General features: G+C 73.0%; 22 protein-coding genes. 15 read left to right on the forward strand and 7 right to left on the reverse strand.

The window, feature by feature from the left end:
• The first annotated feature begins 526 nt into the window (after positions 1 to 526).
• Entirely contained in the window at positions 527 to 793 is a 267-nt protein-coding gene (locus ACQKQD_RS26730) for a GNAT family N-acetyltransferase (RefSeq protein ID WP_020094422.1), read from the forward strand.
• A gap of 58 nt (positions 794 to 851) precedes the next feature.
• Here ACQKQD_RS26730 and ACQKQD_RS26735 read toward each other — a convergent pair whose 3' ends face one another.
• Together ACQKQD_RS26735 and ACQKQD_RS26740 are read right to left on the reverse strand one after the other, a co-directional pair.
• Positions 852 to 2,144: a TAXI family TRAP transporter solute-binding subunit gene (locus ACQKQD_RS26735; protein ID WP_427510047.1), complete on the reverse strand. Its 1,293-nt coding sequence runs from the start codon at positions 2,142 to 2,144 to the stop codon at positions 852 to 854.
• A gap of 121 nt (positions 2,145 to 2,265) precedes the next feature.
• Positions 2,266 to 2,874, reverse strand: coding sequence for a PAS domain-containing protein (locus ACQKQD_RS26740; RefSeq protein WP_427510048.1), 609 nt, complete (start codon positions 2,872 to 2,874; stop codon positions 2,266 to 2,268).
• 213 nt (positions 2,875 to 3,087) lie between these two features.
• On the opposite strand from ACQKQD_RS26740, the gene ACQKQD_RS26745 reads away from it, so the two are divergent.
• Complete coding sequence (locus ACQKQD_RS26745) at positions 3,088 to 3,327, forward strand: type II toxin-antitoxin system Phd/YefM family antitoxin (RefSeq protein ID WP_026605131.1); 240 nt, start codon at positions 3,088 to 3,090, stop codon at positions 3,325 to 3,327.
• A 4-nt stretch (positions 3,328 to 3,331) separates the two neighbouring features.
• Positions 3,332 to 3,778: a type II toxin-antitoxin system VapC family toxin gene (locus ACQKQD_RS26750; RefSeq protein ID WP_020094418.1), complete on the forward strand. Its 447-nt coding sequence runs from the start codon at positions 3,332 to 3,334 to the stop codon at positions 3,776 to 3,778.
• A gap of 53 nt (positions 3,779 to 3,831) precedes the next feature.
• On the opposite strand, the gene ACQKQD_RS26755 is transcribed toward ACQKQD_RS26750, so the two are convergent.
• Positions 3,832 to 4,443, reverse strand: a complete 612-nt coding sequence (locus ACQKQD_RS26755) for a TetR/AcrR family transcriptional regulator (RefSeq protein ID WP_427510049.1) — start codon at positions 4,441 to 4,443, stop codon at positions 3,832 to 3,834.
• Positions 4,444 to 4,736: 293 nt separating this feature from the next.
• On the opposite strand from ACQKQD_RS26755, the gene ACQKQD_RS26760 reads away from it, so the two are divergent.
• Positions 4,737 to 5,822, forward strand: a complete 1,086-nt coding sequence (locus ACQKQD_RS26760) for an alpha/beta hydrolase family protein (RefSeq protein ID WP_427510050.1) — start codon at positions 4,737 to 4,739, stop codon at positions 5,820 to 5,822.
• Positions 5,823 to 5,907: 85 nt separating this feature from the next.
• Here ACQKQD_RS26760 and ACQKQD_RS26765 read toward each other — a convergent pair whose 3' ends face one another.
• A complete protein-coding gene (locus ACQKQD_RS26765) occupies positions 5,908 to 6,471 on the reverse strand; it encodes a TetR/AcrR family transcriptional regulator (RefSeq protein ID WP_026605129.1) in 564 nt (187 codons plus the stop codon).
• Between the two features lie 102 nt (positions 6,472 to 6,573).
• Here ACQKQD_RS26765 and ACQKQD_RS26770 point away from each other — a divergent pair, with 102 nt between their 5' ends.
• Positions 6,574 to 7,779, forward strand: a complete 1,206-nt coding sequence (locus ACQKQD_RS26770; RefSeq protein WP_427510051.1) for an MFS transporter — start codon at positions 6,574 to 6,576, stop codon at positions 7,777 to 7,779.
• 230 nt (positions 7,780 to 8,009) lie between these two features.
• Positions 8,010 to 9,140, forward strand: coding sequence for an epoxide hydrolase family protein (locus tag ACQKQD_RS26775; protein WP_427510052.1), 1,131 nt, complete (start codon positions 8,010 to 8,012; stop codon positions 9,138 to 9,140).
• Positions 9,141 to 9,198: 58 nt separating this feature from the next.
• Here ACQKQD_RS26775 and ACQKQD_RS26780 read toward each other — a convergent pair whose 3' ends face one another.
• Positions 9,199 to 10,110, reverse strand: a complete 912-nt coding sequence (locus tag ACQKQD_RS26780; RefSeq protein ID WP_427510053.1) for an MBL fold metallo-hydrolase — start codon at positions 10,108 to 10,110, stop codon at positions 9,199 to 9,201.
• 178 nt (positions 10,111 to 10,288) lie between these two features.
• Between ACQKQD_RS26780 and ACQKQD_RS26785 the strand changes: the two genes are divergently transcribed.
• The 8 genes from ACQKQD_RS26785 to ACQKQD_RS26820 all read left to right on the forward strand — a co-directional run bounded on the left by ACQKQD_RS26785 (position 10,289) and on the right by ACQKQD_RS26820 (position 17,732).
• Positions 10,289 to 11,629: a sensor histidine kinase gene (locus ACQKQD_RS26785; RefSeq protein WP_427510054.1), complete on the forward strand. Its 1,341-nt coding sequence runs from the start codon at positions 10,289 to 10,291 to the stop codon at positions 11,627 to 11,629.
• A gap of 8 nt (positions 11,630 to 11,637) precedes the next feature.
• Complete coding sequence (locus tag ACQKQD_RS26790) at positions 11,638 to 12,297, forward strand: response regulator transcription factor (RefSeq protein WP_020094410.1); 660 nt, start codon at positions 11,638 to 11,640, stop codon at positions 12,295 to 12,297.
• 393 nt (positions 12,298 to 12,690) lie between these two features.
• Entirely contained in the window at positions 12,691 to 12,951 is a 261-nt protein-coding gene (locus tag ACQKQD_RS26795) for a hypothetical protein (RefSeq protein ID WP_026605127.1), read from the forward strand.
• A 55-nt stretch (positions 12,952 to 13,006) separates the two neighbouring features.
• Positions 13,007 to 13,897: an SMP-30/gluconolactonase/LRE family protein gene (locus tag ACQKQD_RS26800; protein WP_056531092.1), complete on the forward strand. Its 891-nt coding sequence runs from the start codon at positions 13,007 to 13,009 to the stop codon at positions 13,895 to 13,897.
• A 77-nt stretch (positions 13,898 to 13,974) separates the two neighbouring features.
• Positions 13,975 to 15,804 (forward strand): glycoside hydrolase family 15 protein, encoded by a 1,830-nt coding sequence (locus ACQKQD_RS26805; RefSeq protein WP_427510055.1) that lies wholly within the window; start codon positions 13,975 to 13,977, stop codon positions 15,802 to 15,804.
• A 59-nt stretch (positions 15,805 to 15,863) separates the two neighbouring features.
• The gene (locus ACQKQD_RS26810; protein ID WP_132368776.1) at positions 15,864 to 16,376 is read left to right on the forward strand and encodes a hypothetical protein; all 513 of its coding nucleotides are present in this window, start codon (positions 15,864 to 15,866) and stop codon (positions 16,374 to 16,376) included.
• 312 nt (positions 16,377 to 16,688) lie between these two features.
• On the forward strand, positions 16,689 to 16,913 hold the full coding sequence (locus ACQKQD_RS26815; RefSeq protein WP_234083189.1) for a hypothetical protein: 225 nt from the start codon (positions 16,689 to 16,691) through the stop codon (positions 16,911 to 16,913).
• 468 nt (positions 16,914 to 17,381) lie between these two features.
• The gene (locus ACQKQD_RS26820) at positions 17,382 to 17,732 is read left to right on the forward strand and encodes a hypothetical protein (protein WP_427510056.1); all 351 of its coding nucleotides are present in this window, start codon (positions 17,382 to 17,384) and stop codon (positions 17,730 to 17,732) included.
• A gap of 95 nt (positions 17,733 to 17,827) precedes the next feature.
• On the opposite strand, the gene ACQKQD_RS26825 is transcribed toward ACQKQD_RS26820, so the two are convergent.
• Together ACQKQD_RS26825 and ACQKQD_RS26830 are read right to left on the reverse strand one after the other, a co-directional pair.
• Positions 17,828 to 18,121 carry a hypothetical protein gene (locus tag ACQKQD_RS26825; protein WP_427510057.1) on the reverse strand — a complete coding sequence of 98 codons (294 nt, stop codon included), beginning with the start codon at positions 18,119 to 18,121 and terminating at the stop codon, positions 17,828 to 17,830.
• A gap of 129 nt (positions 18,122 to 18,250) precedes the next feature.
• Positions 18,251 to 18,799 carry a hypothetical protein gene (locus tag ACQKQD_RS26830; protein WP_427510058.1) on the reverse strand — a complete coding sequence of 183 codons (549 nt, stop codon included), beginning with the start codon at positions 18,797 to 18,799 and terminating at the stop codon, positions 18,251 to 18,253.
• Between the two features lie 551 nt (positions 18,800 to 19,350).
• Between ACQKQD_RS26830 and ACQKQD_RS26835 the strand changes: the two genes are divergently transcribed.
• The gene (locus ACQKQD_RS26835; protein WP_427510059.1) at positions 19,351 to 20,547 is read left to right on the forward strand and encodes an FAD-dependent monooxygenase; all 1,197 of its coding nucleotides are present in this window, start codon (positions 19,351 to 19,353) and stop codon (positions 20,545 to 20,547) included.
• Positions 20,548 to 20,715: the final 168 nt, after the last annotated feature.

The raw sequence follows: 20,715 nt of genomic DNA on the forward strand, positions 1-20,715 counted from the left end.
CGGCGGGCAAACCGCCCGGATCGCGCCTGAGCTGTGGGACGCCGACGTGGATAGGCCTCCCCGCGGGGAGCCCGCAGATCGGTCCGACACGGCGCGGCGGGCCGCGCTGAGAGCCGCTCGGAGGGCCGGAGGGGCCGGTCCGCCGACGATGCCGGCACGAAATGACCGCCACGGCGTGAGCCGGGCGGTCCAGGTGGTCTCGGGATGTCCAGAGTTAGACGATCGCGGGCCGCGCTTAATCCGCGCCGCGCGGAGCGGACTGCCGTGCCGGCCGCGCCGGCCGCGTCGTCCGGCGGGTCTCGTCGTGCTGCGGCGCTCGCGCGCCATGTCGACGTCGTCGGCGACGATGCCGACGCGTCGGTCCTGACCCGCGTCCGCGACGAGGACACGCGCCCCATATAACCGTCGCGGGAGCGCGGGCCTTCGGGAGGCCGTCCGTGGCGGCGCGGGATCCCGCAGAGCGCCGGGTTCGACGCGGTGCTTCCCGATCGGAGCCGCGCAAAGCCGGGGGACGAGGAGGACCGAGATGCTGCGCGACAATGTCGAGCGAGGCCGCTTCGAGCTGCAGGTCGGCGGTGACGTCGTCTTCGCGACCTATCGGCGGGAGCCCGGCCAGCTCGTCATCAGCCACGTCTACGCGCCGCCGGTCCTGCGCGGCACCGGGGCGGCCGGCCGGCTCATGGAAGGCGTCGCGGCGCACGCGCGCGCCGAGGGCGATCGGATCGTGCCCCTGTGCGGCTACGCCCGGGCGTGGCTGCGCGGGCATCGGACGCATCGCGACCTGCTCGCGTGAGGCCGCGACCGGGCCGGGATCGGCCGCCGCCGGGGGGCGGTGCCGGGATCGCCTGGCGCTAGGTCATCCGTTGCGCCACGTGCCGCCGCCGGCGCTGGACGGCCTCGCGGACATGCGCGACGAGCAGGGCGACGAGGCGGATCTCGACGCTCTCCGTCCGCCTGTGGGCCTCCATCCGGATCGTCTCCGCCGCGAGCGCGTCGGCCTCCCGCTCCAGATGATCGAGCTCGACCGGATCGGCGCTCGACACGGACAGCCAGATCTCCAGGAGGCGCATGACCCGGGTGGGCGGCTGCAGCGGCCGGAAGCGCCGATACAGGCCGATGCCCGCCGCGCCGAAGGAGGCCAGCGCGCTGATCATGAGCCCGACCCAGTAGGCCGCGTTCTGCGCCTGATCGCTCAGGCTGGGCTGGTTCCCGGTCAGGTACGCCGTCGCGCCCGGGTGGATCGGGAGCGCCTGGACCTTGTCGTCGGTGTCGGGGGCCTCGATGCCGGCCAGATCGTCGTCGAGCGCGACGAGCCGCGGCTTGCCGGTGAGAACCTCGCGGGTGATCTCGCCGGCGAGCCAGTCCGGCATGGCGCCGCGGGCCACGAGCCGGTGGCTGACGGACAGCGTGGTGATGTCGTCGCCCGGTGCCGGCAGGGAGCCGAGGAACGCGCCCTTGGGCACGTCGATCGTGTCGAGCACGGGGTGCTCCTTGGCGATCGCCGCCGCCTCGTCGACCTCGAACAGCTTCGCCGTCCCGGAGCCTTTGCGCAGCGCCGTGAACAGGGGCAGCCACAGCGCGCTCCCGACCGGGGCCACCACGAACACCGAACCGATCTGGCGGCTGCGGGCGGCCTCCGTCAGCTGGTCGATCGTCAGGATCCGGCGATGCACGCTGCTCGGAGGCACGCCGAAATGCGTCAGGATCAGGTCGAGCAGGAGCGGGTCGAGCTTCCGCCCGTCGAGGAGACCGACGGTGCTGCCCCGCAGCTTGGCCACGCTGTCGACGGGGCTGCCCCCGGGCGCGACGAAGACCACCGCGTCGCGGCGCAGGATGACCAGGGTCTGCCCGTCCTTCGGCGCGGCGTCGCTGCGCACCAGGGCGAGCTGGGTCTCGCCCTTGTCGAGGGCCGCCGAGGCGCCGAGGCGATCCGGCTCGAAGATCGTCCGGATGCGCACCCGCGGATGCTGGGTCTCGAAGAGCTGCGTGAGCGCCTGCGCGGCCTCCCGATCCTCGGTGCTGGTCTTGGCGACCGCGATGTCGAGGGAGAGCAGGCCGAGGAGGAGATGGATGAGCAGAGCAGCGACGGCGGCCCCGGCAATGACGCCGAGGACGATGACTGTCGTTCTGGAACGCCGGATCATCCGTGCCGCGCTGACCTGTCGATCCGCCAGCATAGCGCGCGTGTCTGGCCCAGTCTCCCGCTCCCGGACAGGATCGGTCGACGCTCCGCCCCGTGCTGTATCTTGCTCCGGCGCGCGGCGATCAGTTCATCTGGCGGTGCCGGTCCTGGGCCTCCTGGAGGGCGAGCCTGCGGCCCAGCGTCATCAGCAGCGCTTCGGCCTGCACCTTGAGCTCCGCGTCCCGCAACTCGCTGATCGCGTACATCGCCGCGATGGCGTGATCCGCTGCCAGCTCGAGAGGCGACGTCTCCGCACGCGGCACGGCCTCGTCGGCCATGTCCTCGAACATCCGCATCCGGGTGATGTCGAGGAGGATGCCGCTGCCGCCCTGGAGCCGCCCGACATGATCGCCGGTGAAGCGCCCGCGCACCAGGACCCAGCGCGTCCGACCGTCCGCCGAGGTCACCCGATGCTCGGCGAGGTACGGTGTCCCCTCGCGGGCGCTGCGCCGAATCAGATCATCGATCCGCTCGCGATCGTCCGCGTGGATGCTGCTCATGTAGCGGCCGAGCGGGACGCCTTCCTCGGCCTCGGCCGGATCGACGTTGTACACCAGGGCGACGAAGGCGTCGGCCCGCACCCGATCGACGCCCGCGTCCCATTCCCAGCGGCCGACGACGTCGAGCGCGTCCAGCGCCGTCTGGAAGGTTTCCGAGGCTGTTTGCCCGTCTAGAGGCTTAGAAGCTGCCACCCGAGCACCCGTATTCAGTTAACTTAACATACGTTGGTCCTAAAGCGCTGCAACCGCAAGGGGCATAATCTGGTCTGCAATCAACTGTTGCGTGCCGGACACGGATCGGCTTCGGCGAGCCGCCGGGGCCGGGTGCCGACGACGGGCCGCGGGCGGTCCTTGCGGATCGGAACCTAGACACCCATTATGACTACAGTGGTCACGGAGAGCGCCATGCAGGAGATCCAGCTTCGGGACGCCAAGGCGACGCTGTCGGCCGTCATCGACCAAGCGAAGCAGGGCGCGCCCTCGATCATCACCCGCCACGGCCGCCCCGAGGCCGTGCTGCTCAGCTTCGAGGACTGGCAGCGGCTGTCCCGCGTCCCGTCGTTCGGCCGCCTGCTCATGGCCGCGCCCGTCGCGGCGGACGACCTCGCCCCCCCGTCCGGCGGGCTCAGAAGCGCCGAGCTGTGAGGCGGTGTACCTCGTCGACACCAACGTGCTCTCGGCCGGCGCGCCGACCAAGGCCGTTCCGGCCGTCGCACTGATCGACTGGATGGACCGGAACAGCGCGGGGCTCCACCTCTCGGTCGTCACGATCGCCGAGATCGAGGACGGCATCGCGAAGAGCCGCAGGGACGGTGCCGCGCGCAAGGCCGAGCGCCTCGCGGCGTGGCTGGAGACCTTGCTGCACCTGTACGCCGCCAAGGTCCTCCCGATCGACCTCGCCGTCGCGCGCCACATCGGCGGGTTGTCCGATCTGGCGCGCGGACAGGGGCACGCGCCCGGCTTCGCGGATCTCGCGATCGCCGCCACCGCGCGCTGCAACGGCTGGACGGTCCTGACCCGGAACGTGCGGCACTTCGCGCCGCTCGGCGTTCCCGCCTGCGATCCCTTCGTCGCGCTGCCGGCCGATGGGCGGTGACGGCGTCGCGCCGGTCACCGCGGGGCCGCGGCGGCGTGCCGATCGCGGCGGGATTATCGGGACGGTGCGCAGAACTCGGCCGTGAGACCGGCGAAGGCCGCCCGCAGGAAGGCGTCCACGGGACGGTCACCGTCCGCCTGGATCCAGGCCTCGATCGCCAAGCGCATCGCACCGAGCGACGCCATGGCGACGAGGCGCAGCGGGGCGCTGCGGACGGGATCCGGCCAGCGCTCGATCAGCGCGGCATGCAGGGCCTGCTCGTGCAGGCCGTAGGCCGCCTGCTTGCGGGCCTTCAGGGTCTCGCTGGACCGCATGACGCGATCGATACTGATGAACTCCTGGGTCCGGAAACCCGTCGACAGCGTCAGCAGGGCGTCCCGGACGACCTCCACCGGGACCTTGCCATCCGGCTGGGCCAGGATGGCCTTGCGCAGCGCCGCGCCGAAGCCGCGCATCTGCCAGTCCAGCAGGATCTCTTCCTTTGACTTGAAGTAGTAGAAGAAGGTTCGACGCGAGATGCCGGCCGCCTCGGCGATCGCGTCCAGGGTCGTCGCCTCGTAGCCGTGCCGGCTGAACAGCCGCAGGCCGGTCTCGGCGATCCGTTCCAGTGTCTCCTGCCGTTTTCGCGCGCGCAGGCTGCCGGGCTTCGGTGGCGGGCTCCCCATGCCGGCGTTGTGACATGCGATTCCGCACTTGCAAAGTTGCACGCGGTGCAATTATATTTTTACACCGAGTGCGATTTTGACGCACGGTCTCGGGACGCGGTGCGGAGTCCGGTCGGGCGCCCGCCCCTTCCTGCCGATATCGGCAGCCTCGTTCGCCGTCGGGGCCTCCGTCGGCGAACGGAATTCGGTTGGCGCGCGCCGGGGGGCGAGGGCGCGTCGTGATCGGGCTGCGGCCGGCGATGCTCGGCTCTGCGAACCCTCCTGGCTCCCCTCCTCTCGCGAAAGCCCTCCCCATGCTCGAGTCTTCCGGTCCGACAGCGGCACGGCCGTTGCCCAACCGTCGGCAGGTCGGCGCCATACTGCTGGGAACCCTGGCCGCGGGTGTGACGCGGCCGGCCGCGGCGGAGACCGTCGTCGAGGACGTCCGGATCGTCGACTTCGACTGGGTCGACGGCGCGCGCCAGCGACCTGTGCCGGTACGCCTGTACTGGCCGAACACGTCGTCGCTCCGGCGCCGCGTCCCGCTGGTCGTGTTCTCGCACGGTCTCGGACAGTCCCGAACCGGCTACAGCTATCTCGGACGGCACTGGTCGTCCCACGGGATCGCGAGCCTGCACCTGCAGCACGTCGGCAGCGACAGCTCCGTCTGGACCGGCAATCCCCTGGCCCTGCTCGACCGGATCGAGCGGGCGGCGCAGGAACGGGAGGCGATCGCCCGGGCGCGCGACCTGCGCTTCGCCCTGGACCGCCTCCTCGTTCAGGACGGGGGCGCCTTCGGAGACCGGATCGACCCGCGCCGGATCGTGGCGGCCGGCCATTCCTACGGCGCCAACACGACTCTGATCGCCGCGGGTGCGCGCGTCGTCCGTGACGGGCACGCCCTTCAGGCGCGGGATCCGCGGATCGCGGCCGGGATCGTGATCTCGGCGCCGCCCTTCTACGGCGAGCGCGACCTGCGGGCCGTCCTGGGCGCCGTCGAGATCCCGACCCTGCACGTGACGGCGACCGAGGATGTCATCCAGCTGCCCGGTCGCACCTCGCCGTTCAGCGACCGCCTCGCCGTGTACGAGGCGATCGCGACGCCCCGGAAGTCCTTGGCGGTCTTCCAGGGCGGCTCGCACAGCATCTTCACCGACCGTCCTCTCACGGGCGGTCTGAACCTGAACCCGCAGGTCAAGGCGGCGACCGCCGCCGGGACGCTGGCCTTTCTCGACCTCGCCTTCCGCGGCGATCCGGAGCCGCTGCGCGCGTGGTCCTCGACCTGGCGACCGATCCTCGCCGTCGCGCCCGCGGGCTACGCGGGCGCGTCGCTGGCGCAACCCGCGATTGCGACCCGCGGAAAGGACCGGACGCGCGCCCAGCCCGGGGAGCCGCTCTGACAGGCCGCTCGTCGCGCCCCCTGGCGGCTGAGGTCAGGAGCCCGGCCTCCTCCGCGAGGTCGGTGTACGGGGTCGGCGCCTCGGGTCAGGTCGCTTCGCGCGCCGTCAGGGTGCGGTCGACCAGCTCGAGGATCCGCTCCCGGTCCAGCGCGGTCCCGAACAGGATCCGGTAGAGGATCGGAGAGACGACCCCGTCCAGCACCGCCTCGGGGTCCGGGAAGGCCTCGCCGCGGGCCACGGCCCGATCCGCGATGATCGCGATCTGATCGCGGGTGAAGCTGCAGCATCGCTGGGCACAGTTCGCGTCCGCCGCCGCCAGGACGTCCCGGATCATCTCCCGCCCCGGTGCGGACGACATCTCGTCCGCGTACTGCTCCGCCCACGCCTCGAGATCGGTCCGGCCGCTCCCGGTATCGGCCGGCTCGCCGTCGGGACGGAGCCGCTCGACCGCGACATCGGCCAAGAGCTCGGCGAGCGTGCCCCACCGGCGGTAGATCGTCGACGGCGTCACGCCGGCCGCGGCGGCCACCAGGGGCACCGTGATTTCCGAACGGTCCGTCGTGGTCAGGAGCGCGCGCACGGCCGCCTGAACCGAGGTCTGCACCCGCGCGCTGCGGCCGCCCGGACGCGGCCCTTGCCTCGTCGTCATCCTGCACTCTGCCATCTGGGGCGCCACAAACGCAAAGATATTGCGTTTGTGGCGCGGAGGGCCTACGCATCAAACGCAACGGATTAGCCTTTAGGTTCGCCAATGACCAGGGACCGCAAGCTGAAAGTTGTGGCTGTCGCGGGCAGCGGCGCGCTGTTCTTCCACGCGGCGGTGCTCGGCACTTTCCTCGCCGCGTCCGCCGCTCCGACGCCGCTGTACCGGTTCTACCAGGAGACCTACGCGCTCTCCCCCGTGCTCACGACCGCGGTGTTCGCCGTCTACGCGCTGGCGCTCCTCAAGGCGCTCCTCGTCGCCGGGTCGATCTCGGACCATCTGGGCCGACGGCCGGTGATCTTCGGCGCGCTGCTCCTCGAGCTGGTGGCGATGGCCCTGTTCACGACGGCCAGCGGGGCGTGGGGACTCATCGCGGCGCGCTTCGTCCAGGGCGTGGCGACCGGCATCGCGGCGAGTTCGCTGGGCGCCGCACTCGTCGACGTCGACCGGGCGCGGGCCCAGCTCGTGAACGCGATCATGCCGCTGATCGGGATGGCGGCGGGCGCGCTCGGGACCAGCGCCCTCGTGCAGTACGGCCCGCACCCCCTCCACCTCGTCTACGCGATCCTGGGCGCGGTGTTCGCCGCGCAGGCCGCGCTCCTCTGGCTCACGCCCGAGACCGGCGAGCGCCGCGCGGGCGCCCTGCGGGCCCTGAGGCCGCGCGTCCTGGTTCCGCCACAGGCCAGGCGGCCGCTGGCCGCGATCACGCCCACCAACATCGCGACCTGGATGCTCGGGGGCTTCTACCTCTCCATCGTCCCCTCGCTGGTCGTCGCCGCGACGGGCAGCCGGACCCCGTTGACGAGCGGCGTCATGGTCGCGGCCCTGATGGTCGCCGGCGCCTTCGCGGTCCTCCAGCGGCGCGGCCGGGACGCCGCGGCCAACCTGACGATCGGGACGCTCGCCATGACCGCCGGCCTCGTCATCGTGCTCGCCGGCATGCACGGCGGGAGCGTGCCGGTCCTGATCGGCGGGACCCTGGTCGGCGGGGCCGGCTTCGGGACGAGCTTCCTCGGCGCCCTCGGCACGATCGTCCCGCTGGCGAAGCCGAGCGAGCGGGCGGAGCTCCTCGCGAGCTACTACGTCGAGAGCTACCTGGCGTTCAGCCTCCCGGTGATCTGTGCCGGGTATCTCGTGCGCCGGATCGGCTACGTGACGACCGCCGACCTCTACGCGGCCGCGATCCTCGCCATGAGCGCGGCCGGGTTCCTGGCGCGGCGGGCGCTGACGTCGCGACGCGTCTCGCCCGGCTGACGTACCCTGCCTGCGGCGCTCCGGCCGGGTCCGCGTCCCGGACGGGCACCGAAGCCGGCCGCCGGGCGCTGAGAGCCCTCGCGCGATCGCGCCGCCAACAGCCGTCGTGCCGGCCGGGGCGATCCCGGCGCGACCGTCCCGGCCCGGCCGCGTTGACCCGGATCAACGTCGCGCGAACGGGACGGCCGGTATCGGCACGCTCCCGGGACGCGGAGCCGAGCGGAGGCATCATGCGAGACTTCACCGTCGCCTGGGACGCGAACCGGCTGGCCTGGGTGCGGGAGCGCGTGCGGGCCTACCGCATGCCGCGCCTGCCGACGGGGGCCGGCTGGCGCTACGGCTGCGATCCGGACGTCCTGGCCGACCTGTGCGCCCACTGGCTCGACGGCTTCGACGAGGCCGCGGCCGCGGCCGAGCTCAACCGCTTCCCGCAGATCCTGGCCCGCGTCGAGGATCTCGACCTGCACGCCGTCCACGTCGTCGGCGAGGCGGAAGGCCGGCGCCCGCTGCTGCTGATCCACGGCTGGCCGGGTTCGATCTACGAGTTCTGGTCGGTGATCGAGCCCCTGGCCTTCCCGTCGCGCCACGGCGGGCGGCCGGAGGACGCGTTCGATCTCGTGATCCCGGCGCTGCCCGGCTTCGGCTTCTCGGGCAAACCTGCCGCGCCGATCGGCGCGCGCAGCACGGCGCGGCTGTTCGACCGCCTGATGCACGAGACTCTGGGCTACCCGCGCTACCGGGTTCAGGGCGGCGACTGGGGCGCCGGGGTCGCGGCCTGGCTCGGTCTCGACCACGCCGCGTCGCTGGAGGCGATCCACCTGAACTACCTGCTGGTGCAGCCCGATGCCGAGCCGGAGAGCGCCGCGGAGTGGGCTTGGCAGAAGCAGGCCGGAGCCACCCAGCAGGCGCTCGGGGCCTACGCGCAGCTGCAGGGCACCAGGCCGCTCTCGCTCGGCTACGCCATGGCGGACGAGCCGGTGGCGCAGCTGGCGTGGCTGGTCGAGCGCTTCCACGACTGGGCCGACCTGCGGGAGCGGCCCTTCGCGCAGGTCTTCACGAACGATCAGCTCCTGACCAACGCCCTGCTCTACATCCTCACCGATTCCTTCGCGACGGCGACGTGGTTCTACGCCGGCGCGCAGCAGGAGGGCGTGCGCCGGATGCCGCCGGGGCGGCGCGTCACGGTGCCGACGGCCTTCGCGGCCTACCCGGATCCGCGCACGCCCGCGCCGCCGCGAGAGTGGCTGGAGCGCGGCTACGCGGTCTCGCGCTGGCAGACGATGCCCCGCGGCGGCCATTTCGCCGCCATGGAGGCGCCGGACCTGTTCGTCCGGGACCTGCGGGACTGGGGCCGCGGCTGACGGCGTCGTCCCGCCGCATCGCGGGCTCAGCCGGACCCGGCGGCACGAACCGGATCCTCTAGATCAGCGCGTAGCCCGCCCCGTCCCGCTCGATCCGTCCGCGGGCGGCGAGGTGCATCCCGGTCACGCTCAGGCCCTCCGCCGCCGCGCGGTCGAGGATGCGCCGGCGGGTCGCGATCGCCTCCGCCGGATCCGTGTCCCAGATGACGGTCCAGTCCGGGTGCGGCATCTGCAGGAGCCGCGAGTGGATGACGTCGCCCCAGATTAGCAACCGGTCCGCGCCGTCCGCGATCAGCACGCCCATGTGACCCGGCGTATGGCCGGGGAGCGGCATCGCGCGGATGCCGGGGGCGAGCTCGGCCTCGCCCGAGAGGCGGCGGATCCGATCGGGGTAGGCGGCGAGCACGGCCTGCGCCGTCTCGAACATCGGCCACAGGGCGTCGGGCGCGGCGGCCCGCGCTCCCGCATCCGACCAGTAGGCGACCTCGCGCTCCTGCACCACGAGCTCGGCGTTCGCGAACCGCGCCAGGCGGCCCGGCGTCAGGAGACCGCCCGCGTGGTCGGCGTGGAGATGGCTCAGCCAGATGGTCTCGACCTGGTCGGGCCGCACGCCCTCCGCCGCCAGCGCGGCGGTCACCCGGTTGAAGTCCGGTCCGAAGACCGTTCCGCAGCCCGCGTCGAGCAGCCAGTGGCGCGCGCCGCGCCGGATCAGGAAGGCGTTGACCGGCTCCGGCGACGGGCCGTCCCCGGAAAGACCGGCCCCCGTCAACAGAGCCCGTCCGGCCGGGCTCTCGGCCGCGGGCATCATGCGCGGCTCCAGCGGGAACAGCCCGTCGCGCAGGGGCGTCACGGTGAAGGCGCCGACCCGGTAGGGCGGGGTTCCGGTCGCGGCCGCGCCGGGGCGGTGCAGGCCGAGCGGCAGCAGGGCGGCGGCGGCGAGCAGGCTGCGGCGGGACAGGTGAGAGGCCATGGCGGGCTCCGCGGGAGACGGGACGCCGCCATCCTGCGGGGCGCGTGGGGCGCGGGCCAGGGACGTCCTCCCGCCCGCGACCGGGCATTCTTCCCGCGCTGGCTCGGCGCGGCTTGCGCGCCGGGACGTTCCCGGTGCCAAATCGCCGCGTCGCTTCGAGCCCGGCCGTTTCGCCCCCATGAGCCTGCCCGCGCATCTCGGCCTACGCCTCCTCGTGGTCGCCCTCCTGTGCCTGGCCGGAGCGGTCGCCTGGACCGGCTTCGCGGCCCAGGCGAGCCTGCAGCGGGAGGCCGCGACCTCGGCGGAGCGGATCGCCGCGCAGCTCGCGCGTCAGCCGGGGCTCGGCAGCGCCGGTCCGGTCGCGATGCCCGCCGCGCCGCCGCAGCCCGCACCGGCCCTCCTCACCATCCTCCCGGGGATCTGCGCCGACATCCAGCTCGGCGTCGAGTTGCCCCGGCGCGTCTGCGGCGACTGGGATGGCCTCGACGCCGCCCCCGCGTGGTTCCGGGAGGCGGTCGCGGGGGACGCCGCGGCCGCGCCGACGATCCGCGCGATCGTCTTCCGCGAGCGCACGATCGGCAGCGTCACCGCCTGGCCCGATCCGACCGCCGCGGCGGCCCGCGTCTGGCAGCGGGTGCGTCTCGCGGGCGAGCTCGCGCTCGCTCTGACGGCGGCGACACTGCTCCTCAACTGGCTCGCGGTCACGCGCCTCGTCGCGCCCGCCGGGCAGATCGTGCGCGGGCTGGCGAGGCTCGACGCGGCCACGACCCGGTCGCCGCTGCCGCGCTTCGCCGCCGCTGAGTTCGACCGGATCGCACGCGCCTGCGATGACCTCGCCGACCGGCTCGCCGGCGCGGAGGCCGCGCGCGCGGAGCTGATGCAGCGGCTCGTCACGGTGCAGGAAGAGGAGCGGCAAGCGCTCGCGCGGGACCTGCACGACGCCTTCGGCCAGTGCCTCGCCGCCGCGGGCGCCCGGGCGGCCGCGATCGAACTCGCCGCGCCCGACGACCGCGAGGATCTGCGCGCGGACGCGCGCGGCATCGAGGCCGTCCTCGCCACCATGCGGGAGAGCCTGCGCGGGGCGCTGGCGCGCCTCGAACTGCCCGACCTCGCCGAGACCGGGCTGGAGGACGCGCTGCGGGGCCTCGTGGCGGATTGGCGGGCGCAACTCAGGTCCGGCCCGGCCCTCCATCTCGACGTGGCCGGCGACCTCGCCGGCATGCCCGTGACCGTGTCGGCGAGCCTCTACCGCATCGCGCAGGAACTCCTGACCAACGCCCTCCGCCACGGGCGTCCGAGCGGGATCTTCCTGCGGGTCGTCCGGACGGAGACCGGAACGCGGACGGTGACGCTCACGCTGGACGACGACGGCAAGGGCGATGTCTCGCGCACGGCCTCCGGCACCGGCCGCGGCCTCGTCGGCATCCGCGCGCGGCTCGCCGCCCTCGGCGGCAGCTTCACGCTGACCGGCACCGGCAGCGGGATTCGCGCCTGCGCGACCGTCCCGACCGCGGTCTGAGGCGTCTCATGCCCACGTCCATCCTGCTCGTCGACGACCATCCCGTGGTGCGCGAGGGCTATCGCCGCCTGATCGAGCGACAGCCGGGACTCGTCGTGACGGCGGAGGCGGCGAGCGCGGCGGAGGCCTACCGCCAGTACAAGGCGCACGGGCCGGATCTCGTGATCCTCGACCTGTCGCTCCCGGGGCCGAGCGGCATCGAGGCCATCCGGCACATCCGCCAGTGGGACGGGGCGGCCCGCATCCTGGTCTTCAGCATGCGCACCGGAGCCGTCGTCGCGCGCCGAGCCTTCGCCGCGGGGGCGTGCGGCTACGTCACCAAGGCGAGCCCGCCGCGCGCGTTGCTGGCGGCGGTGGCGGCCGTGCTGCGCGGCGAGCGGGCGATGAGCGCCGACATCGCCCACGCCATCGCCCAGGACGAGGTGGCGGGCGGGCGCTCGGCCGTCGACGCGCTGAGCCCGCGGGAAGTCGAGATCCTGAGCCTGACCGCGGGGGGGATGACGGCGCAGGCCGTGGCCGAGGCCCTCTGCTTGAGCCTGAAGACGGTGCACAACAACCTGTCCGGGATCCGCGCCAAGCTCGGTGCCCGAACCGATGCACACCTCGTCTGGATCGCCGTGGGCGCCGGGCTCGTGTGCCCGCCCGAAGAGCTGGCCGGCAGGGCGTGACGGGGACCGCGCGCATCTGTCTGAGTGACGGATGATCCTTCCCGACATCCATCGCTGAACTGCGCGCCGCGTTTAATCCGCGCCGATGCGTGCGTGAGGGCACTCCGCGATTGCATGTCACCATCTACTTTGCCATCGCGGCACGAAATGATGCGTGAAGTCACGGTTGGTGATTTTGCCGAGACTGCGGATTAAACGACGATTACATGGAGAGGGCGTCTCTGCTCTTGGTCGGCGCGGTGCGCCGGTCGCGGGCCGGCGGGGAATAACCGTGCGCCGATGGCCGTGTGGTCGATCGTGGATCTCCCGTCGGTCGACGGCTCTCGCCCCGCGGACGAGGCGCGCATCACCGCGCAGGCAGATCGGATCGGAGATTGAATCGGGAGGCTCGCCATGACTGTCGGACAAGCGATGACCCGTGGAGCGATCATCGGCCTGATCGCGCCGTTCATCTGCATCCATGCGGCGCTGGCAGCCGCGTTCACGGGGACCGGCGGCGGCCCTGAGACCACGATCAACGCGCCGTACCGCTCGTCGGTGGGGCAGACGGTGCCGCCCGGCGCGGGGGCCGCGCCGCTGCACGATCCGCGCGAGCGGACGCGACGGCAGAAGGACCTCGACGCGGTCCTCGGCAGCGTCTGCGACAAGTGCTGACGCCGTCGCGACAGGTCCGCCTCGAACATCGACCGACACGAACGGGAACGAGCATTTGCGTCCTCCGCACGACATCCGAATTCTCAGCCAGGTGCGCTGCCACCTCGGTGAAGGACCGAGCTACGATCCGCGCACCGGAACGGCGTGGTGGGTCGATATCCTGGAAGCGCGCCTGTTCGAGAAGCCGATCGCGAGCGCCCAGAAGGCGCTCGTCCACGTCCTGCCCGTCCAGGTCAGCGACATCGCGGCGATCGACGGCGCCCACCAGTTGCTCTCGGCGGAGGACGGTCTCTACGTCCGGTCGATCCGGGACGGGGATATCCGGATGCTCTGCCCCCTCGAGGAGGATCTGCACGACAACCGGTCCAATGACGGCCGCGTCCATCCGAGCGGCGCGCTGTGGATCGGCACGATGGACCGCGACGCCACCAAGGGGCGCGGCTCGATCTATCACGTGGCCGGCACGAAGGTGCACCGCCTCTTCGGCGGCCTGACGATCCCCAACGGCATCAGCTTCTCGCCGGACGGCGCCACCGGCTACTTCGTCGATACCGACGTCGGCGTGCTTCACCGCGTCCCGCTCGATCCGAGGACCGGGCTGCCGCGGGGACCTGTCGAGATCCATTTCGACCACCGCGGTGGCGAGGGCGCGATCGACGGCGCCGCCGTGGATGCCGAGGGCCTGATCTGGACGGCGCGCTTCGGCGCCGGCTGCCTCGACGCCTACAGCCCCGCGGGCGAGCGGGTCCGCACCGTGTCGGTGCCGATGCGGCAGCCGACCTGTCCGACCTTCGCGGGACGCGATCTCGACCGCCTGCTGGTCACGTCCGCCTACGAGGGCATGGACGTGGCGGACCGCGCCGAGGATCCGGAGCATGGCCGGACGATCCTGATCGACGTGGGCGCGCGGGGGCTGCTGGAGCCGGCCTTCCGGCTCTGCGCCTGACCAGGCCGGACCGCGGTTCTCGCCCGCCCTCGCCCGACCTCAGCCGGCGCGTCGAAGCGCAACACCCAGGAGACTTCATGACCGACGCGGGCGAGCGCCCCTATCAGCCGATCGAAGCCTACGCCCTCCTGAGCAACTGCGAGGGGTGCGCGCTCGTCGCCCGCGACGGATCGATCGACTGGGCCTGCCTGGAGCGCTTCGACGCCGACCCGGCCTTCTCCCGGCTGCTCGACCGCCGGCGCGGCGGCCATTTCTCCATCCGCCCCGAGGGGCGGTACGAGACGGCGCGGCAGTACCTGAGCCGCAGCAACATCTTGGAGACCACCTTCACCACCCCGGACGGCTTCGTGACCCTGCACGACTTCATGGTCGGGCCGGAGGGCGGCCCGCACCGGCCGCTCCTGGTCCGGCTCGTCAGCGGCGTGTCGGGCCGTGTCCCGATGGTGGTCGCCTACCGGCCGCTGGCGGGCTTCGCCGAGTCCTTCGCGCCGCCGGAGATCGCGGGCGGCCGGGTGACGGCACCGGGATGCCCGGGCCTCGTCGCGGATGTCGAACTCGTGCGGGACGGCGCCGGGGCCGCCGCGCGGTTCGTCCTCGAGGGCGGGCAGGCGCGGAGCTTCAGCCTCTACGGCGATGCCCTGCCGGACGCCCCGCCGGACGCGCGCGCCCTGATGGAGCGGACGCGCAAGGCTTGGGTGCTGTGGACGCAGGACGCCGCCTACACGGGACCGCTCGCCGATGAGGTGATCCGGTCGGCGCTCGTGCTCAAGGCGCTGACATACGCGCCCACCGGCGCGATGGTCGCGGCGGCCACGACCTCCCTCCCCGAGGAGATCGGGGGGATCCGCAACTGGGATTACCGGTTCTGCTGGATCCGCGACGCGTGCCTGTCCTTCTACGTCCTGAAGAAGTTCGGCATGCTGCGCGAGGCCGAGGCCTTCTTCGGGTTCGTGTCCGACCTCTGCGCGCGGGCGGAGGGGCGGCTGCGGCCGCTCTACAGCGTCTCGGGCGAGGCCGACCTCGCCGAGACCACGATCGCGCATTTCGAGGGCTGGCGGGGCAGCGCGCCGGTGCGGGCCGGCAACGAGGCCGCCGAGCAGCATCAGGCCGACGCGTACGGGCAGGTGCTCGACCTGCTCTACCTCTACACACGCCTGGGCGGCACGCTCCCGGAGGCGATGCTCGGGCACGGCGCCCGGCTGGCCGACATCTCCGCCGCGCACTGGCACCGGCCCGACGCCGGTCTCTGGGAGCCGCGCAAGCCCGAGCAGCGCTACCTCCACGCGGCGATCATGAACTGGGTCGCCCTGGACCGGGCGATCCGCCTGTTCGGCCCGCGCGAGACGTGGTGCCGGGAGCGCGATCGCATCGTCGCCTGCGTGAACGGCCCGGGGATCCACCGGGACGGCTACTACCCGCAATATCTCGGCGGTGACGACGTCGACGCCGCCCTGCTGATGGCGCCCCTGGTCGGCTTCCCGGTCGACGAGGCCGCCTTCGCCCGGACCGTGGACGTCGTCATCGAGCGCCTCGGGCACGGCCACCTCGTCTACCGCTACCGGAACGATGACGGCCTGCCCGGCCACGAGGGCACCTTCCTGCTCTGCGCCTTCTGGCTGGTCGACGCGCTGCTCTGGCTCGGCCGGGACGCGGAGGCGCGGCTGCGCTTCAACGCCCTGCGCGCCCTCCAGAACGACGTCGGCCTCTACGCCGAGGAGGTCGCGCCGGACGGCGCTTTCCTGGGGAACTTCCCCCAGGCCTTCAGCCATCTCGGCTTCATCCACAGCGCCCTGATGCTCGACCTGTTCGACCACGGCGGTCGCGCGGCGGTGCAGGGCACCTACGCCGACCGGTCCCTGCGCGAGACGGCGCTGCGCCGGACACCGACCCTGGGCGGCCCCGACTGATCGCCGCCCGCCATCCGCCCGTCCGCTGTCGCCACCCCTCATTCAGCACAGGATTGCCCATGTCCCGATCGAGCCGTCACGAAGCCCGTCTCCTGAGCGTGGACGAGGCCGATCTCGTCGCGCGCTCGCATCACCCCTGGCTCGGTGAGGCCGATGACGGCGGCTTGGCGGAGCTGGTCGCGCGTCTTCGGGCAAGCCGCGACCGTGCGCGGGATATCTCCCGCCGGCAGCGCCGCGAGCTGCGCGGCAAGGCCGCCCCGTCCGGCGCGCGCGCCGCGACCGACAATACCGGGACCCGCCGGAAGGCCGCGGTGCTGGCAGCCGCGGTGAAGCGCGCCAGCAAGGAGAGCGAGCGCAGGCGGAACGCCCGGGCGCGCGGTCGCCTGGTCACGAGCTCCCGCAGGGCGCTGGCGATGAAGCAGGCCGCCGGCGATCACGGTCTCGCGCGACCGACCTCGCGCACCGCGCACGATGGCATGCAGGCCGTACCGAACGACGGCCTCGCGCCGTCGGGCGCCCTCGACAGCGCGGGACACGAGATCGCGCGGCGGCGCGGCGGCGGTCCGCGGTAGCGCCAGACCCGGACGGCCGCCGCGGGCGCTCCGGGCTCGGCCCTTGCACACCGGCGTCGGCTTCCGCGCCATCTCACCGGTGGCGGACGGGCCGGATCCGCGGCGCGCCTCTCTTCCGGCCGCGGCCGGTCACGGGCGCGGACCCCCGCCTCGCGGTGCGCGCCGGCGCGGATCCCGCGAGGTCCCTGTCGCGGCTCTCACGCGAACCTCGCGGACGCGCCCGTCATGGAGCGACAGGAGACGTCGGTCCTGGCAGGGTGGGATCCGATCGTGGCCCCGGGCCGTAGCGGAGCGCGCCCGGACCAGGCGCGCATGAGGATGTTGTCGATGCGGGGCGCCGCGCTGATTTTCGGGACACTTCTCGTCATCGCGACCTTCGTGTGGTTCATGTACTTCGTCCCCCTGGGATGTGCGATGAACACGACGGGGTGCCGGGAGACCTTCTCGGTCTGGAGCGGCGGCGGCCTGGTCCATTTCTGGGCGCCGCTCCTTGTCGCGGGCGCGGCGATCCTTTTCGGATTGTCCGGCTCCAGGTAGATCGCCGGTATTCGCGCATTGCGAGGCAGGGCCGCCGACGCTCCGGTCGTCGACGGATCTGGTCAGCGGCGACGAGAGGGTCGTCGATGAACGTCTAGACGGCCGTGCAGCCGTTCCGGTGATCCCGCCCCTCGGTCAGGGGTCAGCTTGCCGGCGGGACCGGGCCGTGCGAGGTGTCGCCCGCGACGATGCCTGACGTGAGATGATCCGCCGATCGCATGAGCCTCGCCGTCGATCCGACCCGCGCCCGGATCCTGATGACCGCCGATCTGCACCGCGGCTATCGCGGCCGGGAGGGCGACTGACGGCCCGCGCGGGATGCCGGTCGATACCAGTCTCGGCGTCGGACAATCCCGCGACCCGGCGAAAACGCGACTGGGCCGCCCATCGCAACATCGTGCCGGCGCCTGCCGGAGGAACCGCGTCCCGCGAGGCGGGACCGTTCGCCAAGACAGGGGATGTCCGGGAATGATCATCTGGTCCGGCTGGGGAATGCTGACGGCGCTGATCGCGGCGGCGGGCCTGATCGGCAGCGTGCTGCTCGATCCGGCGCTCGCCCGCCTGGGCGTCCCGACGCCCACGGGCGTCATCCTGGTGTGGGTGGTGGCGGCCGGCTTCAACTGGTGGCTCGGCACCCGGCTGAACGGCCTGCCGGGCCGCGAACTGCTCGACCCGCGCACGGGGCAGACGGTGATCCTGCGCCCGCGCCACACCCTGTTCTGGATCCCGATGCAGTACTACTCCGTGCTCATGGTTCTGCTCGGTCTGCTCGCCGTGATCGGCGCGATGCACGCCGGCTCGCCGGGCCGGCCTGTCTGATGGGCGAGCGCCGCGCCGCGGGTGCGCGGCCGCGACCTCTCCGAGGCCTCTCCGGCGCTCGACGCCGCGGCGCAGGGATGAAGCCCGTGGCGGTCCTAGGGGCAGTCCGGAGCGTCCGGTATCGCGTCGAAGGCCTGCGGTCCCGGCTGTGCTCGGGGGCGGACGACGACGCGGACCGTGACCCGGCAGTCACCCGCCCGGACGCGGTAGCGCTCCCCGTCGACGCGCTCGACTGCATCGATCGGACGCGATCCCAGCACCCGCGCGGCCGCCTCCGTGACGGCCTGGACTTCACGCACGCGTTGCCAGGACGGCGGCAGGGCGGCCTGGGAAGTCGTCGGAAGCAGCGCGAGCCCCGTCGCGCTTAGCCAGCGCCGCGCGGCCATCATGCCCGGGCCTCCCGGGTCCTGGCGGGAGCCGACACCGGCGTTGGGACAGCGGCCCGGATCGGCCGGACCGCGAAGAGCCGAAGGCGTCGGCGCGTGGGCGTCTCTCCGTTCATGCGGCGGGGACGAACCTCAGCGGACCGCGAAGACGGAGGCCGGTGCCCCGTAGCGCCGGTCCCAGCCTTCCCACGCGACGTCGGTCGGTCCCACGGCGAAGTCGACGACCCGCCAGCCGTTTCCGTCCTGGCGCAGCAGCGCGGCGTAGTCGTTCGAGTCCAGATCGTCCGCGGCGCGAGGGAGGGGTCGGCCGTCGGGCCGCTGCATCCGCGCGAAGAGGAAGGCCCAGGGGCCGACCCGGTTCAGGGCGTGCACGACGAACTGCACCGGCTGTCCCCGTCCGGTCTCCGCGGGGCCGCGGGCGACATCGAGCAGGGCGCGCCGCGCCGCGCCCTGCGGGGTCTCCGTCCCGGCCTGTGCGGGCTGTCGCGTGCCGTCGCCGCAGGGCTGCCAGGTTCTCTGGGCGCCGGTGTCGGCCGGGCGTCCGTAGCACCAGCCCGCGGCGGCGAGCCGGCGATCGAGGCCGTCGCGCTGTTCGCAGGCCGCCTGCGTGCGCGGATCGTCGCCGGAGCCGCCGCGGCAGAGGCCGTTGGCCGTGGTCCAGTCCCGGAGAAGCGCCGGCACCGGTTCGGCGCGCGTCGCCGTCGGCGCCGCGATCATCAGGGCGCAGAGCGCGCCGATGCGCCGTGTTCGCCGGGTCCGGTATCTCCGGCTCGCGCAGGGCGCGCGGCCATCACCGGGGAGGCCGCCATCGGCCCGCGCGACGGCGTGGCGGGCCGGAGCAGCGGATCCGCGCGTCTCCGCACCGGCGTCACCCGACCGCGCGCCAGTACCCGGATCACCGATGGACCTTGCGTGTCCCCCTGTCATGCCCTGAAATCCCTGCCTGCGCCGGTCTCACGTCAGCCTTGAGCAGACCAGACCGAGTTCCGCGCGCGTCCCGCGCGGGACGATCGGCACGATCGTCGCGCTCATGTTGGGCACGCGGCGAGACCTGTCGAGGGGATCGGCGCCGCCGCGGGTCGGAGCGGGTGCGCCTCCGCGGCGCTGCACGGCCGGGTGGCGATCCCACCGCCGGCACCGCCGAGACGGGAGCGTCCCGCCGCGAACAGCCGCGCTCGTCGCCGGCAACCCGCTGCGCCGGGCGCTGTTGGGTCCCCGGGAGTGGTTTCCGTATGGCGCGTCGCATCCTGATCACCGGCGCCAGCATCGCCGGCAATACGGTGGCCTGGTGGCTCGGCCGCAGCGGCTTCGACGTGACCGTCGTCGAGCGCGCGCCCGCCTTCCGGGACGGCGGGCAGAACGTCGATGTGCGCGGCGTCGGTCGCACGGTGCTGCGCCGGATGGGTCTGGAACGGGCCGCCCTCGCCAGCGGCACCGGCGAGGAGGGGACGGCCTGGATCGACGGCCGGGGACGGGTCGCCGCGCGGTTCGACGTCGCCGGGGCCGAGGGTGATGGCCCGACCGCCGAGATGGAGATCCTGCGCGGCGACTTTGCGCGCCTTCTCTACGAGCCGGCCCGGGAGCGGGCCCGCTACCGCTTCGGCGACCGTGTGGCCCGCCTCGCGGAGGACGGGGACGCGGTCGCCGTCACCTTCGCGGGCGGCGAGACGGAACGCTACGACGCGGTGGTCGTGGCGGAGGGCGTCGGCTCATCGACCCGCGAGCTCGTCTTTCCCGGAGAGAACGCGCCGCGCTGGATGGATCTGTTCATCGCCTACTTCACGATTCCCCGAATCCCCGACGACGACCGGATGTGGCGCTGGTTCAACGCCACGGGCGGCCGCAGCATCTCGCTGCGGCCGGACCGGCACGGCACGACGCGCGCGATGCTGACGCTCCGTCAGCCGCCCGGCGGCGAGCAGGACTGGGATATCGCTCGCCAGAAGGCGTTCCTGCGGGCGCGGTTCGCCGGTGCCGGGTGGCAGGCCGGGCGCGTCGTGGCGGGCCTGGACGCGACGGACGATTTCTACCTCGACGTCCTGCGCCAGGTGAGGATGAAGCGCTGGTCGTCCGGACGCGTCGTGCTCACAGGCGACGCGGCCTGGTGCGCGACGCCCCTCGCGGGCATCGGCACGACGCTGGCCGTCACCGGCGCCTGCGTGCTGGCCGGTGAGCTGGCGCGCGCCGACACGGTCGCGGCGGGCTTCGCGGCTTACGAGCGGGTCATGCGCCCGTATGTCGAGAGGGCGCAGGGTGTCCCGAAGCTCGCGCCGAAGCTCATGAACCCGCGCACGCGGATCGGCATCCGTCTCCTTCACGCGGCCCTGAACGTCGCGAGCAGGCCCGCCGTTCGCCGCGTCACCGCGAAGCTGTTCGATGGGCGCTCCGAGGAGCCCGATGTCTCCGCTTACGTCGGTCGATCGGCCTGAATGGGCTCCTCGGCACACACGCTCCGGGCGGTTCCACATCGCGCGTTCGGATCGCCACGGCTCGGTTCAGTGCGGGGTCTGACCTTGGCTCAGGAACGACGGCGTCCGTTGTCGGGGCCGCCTCTCCCGACAAGACCGGCTGTGCCGGCGGGGGAAAGTCCTCCCTAG

Origin of the sequence: Methylobacterium sp. NPDC080182 (assembly GCF_050281105.1) — a bacterium.
In the GTDB taxonomy this organism is placed as follows: domain Bacteria; phylum Pseudomonadota; class Alphaproteobacteria; order Rhizobiales; family Beijerinckiaceae; genus Methylobacterium.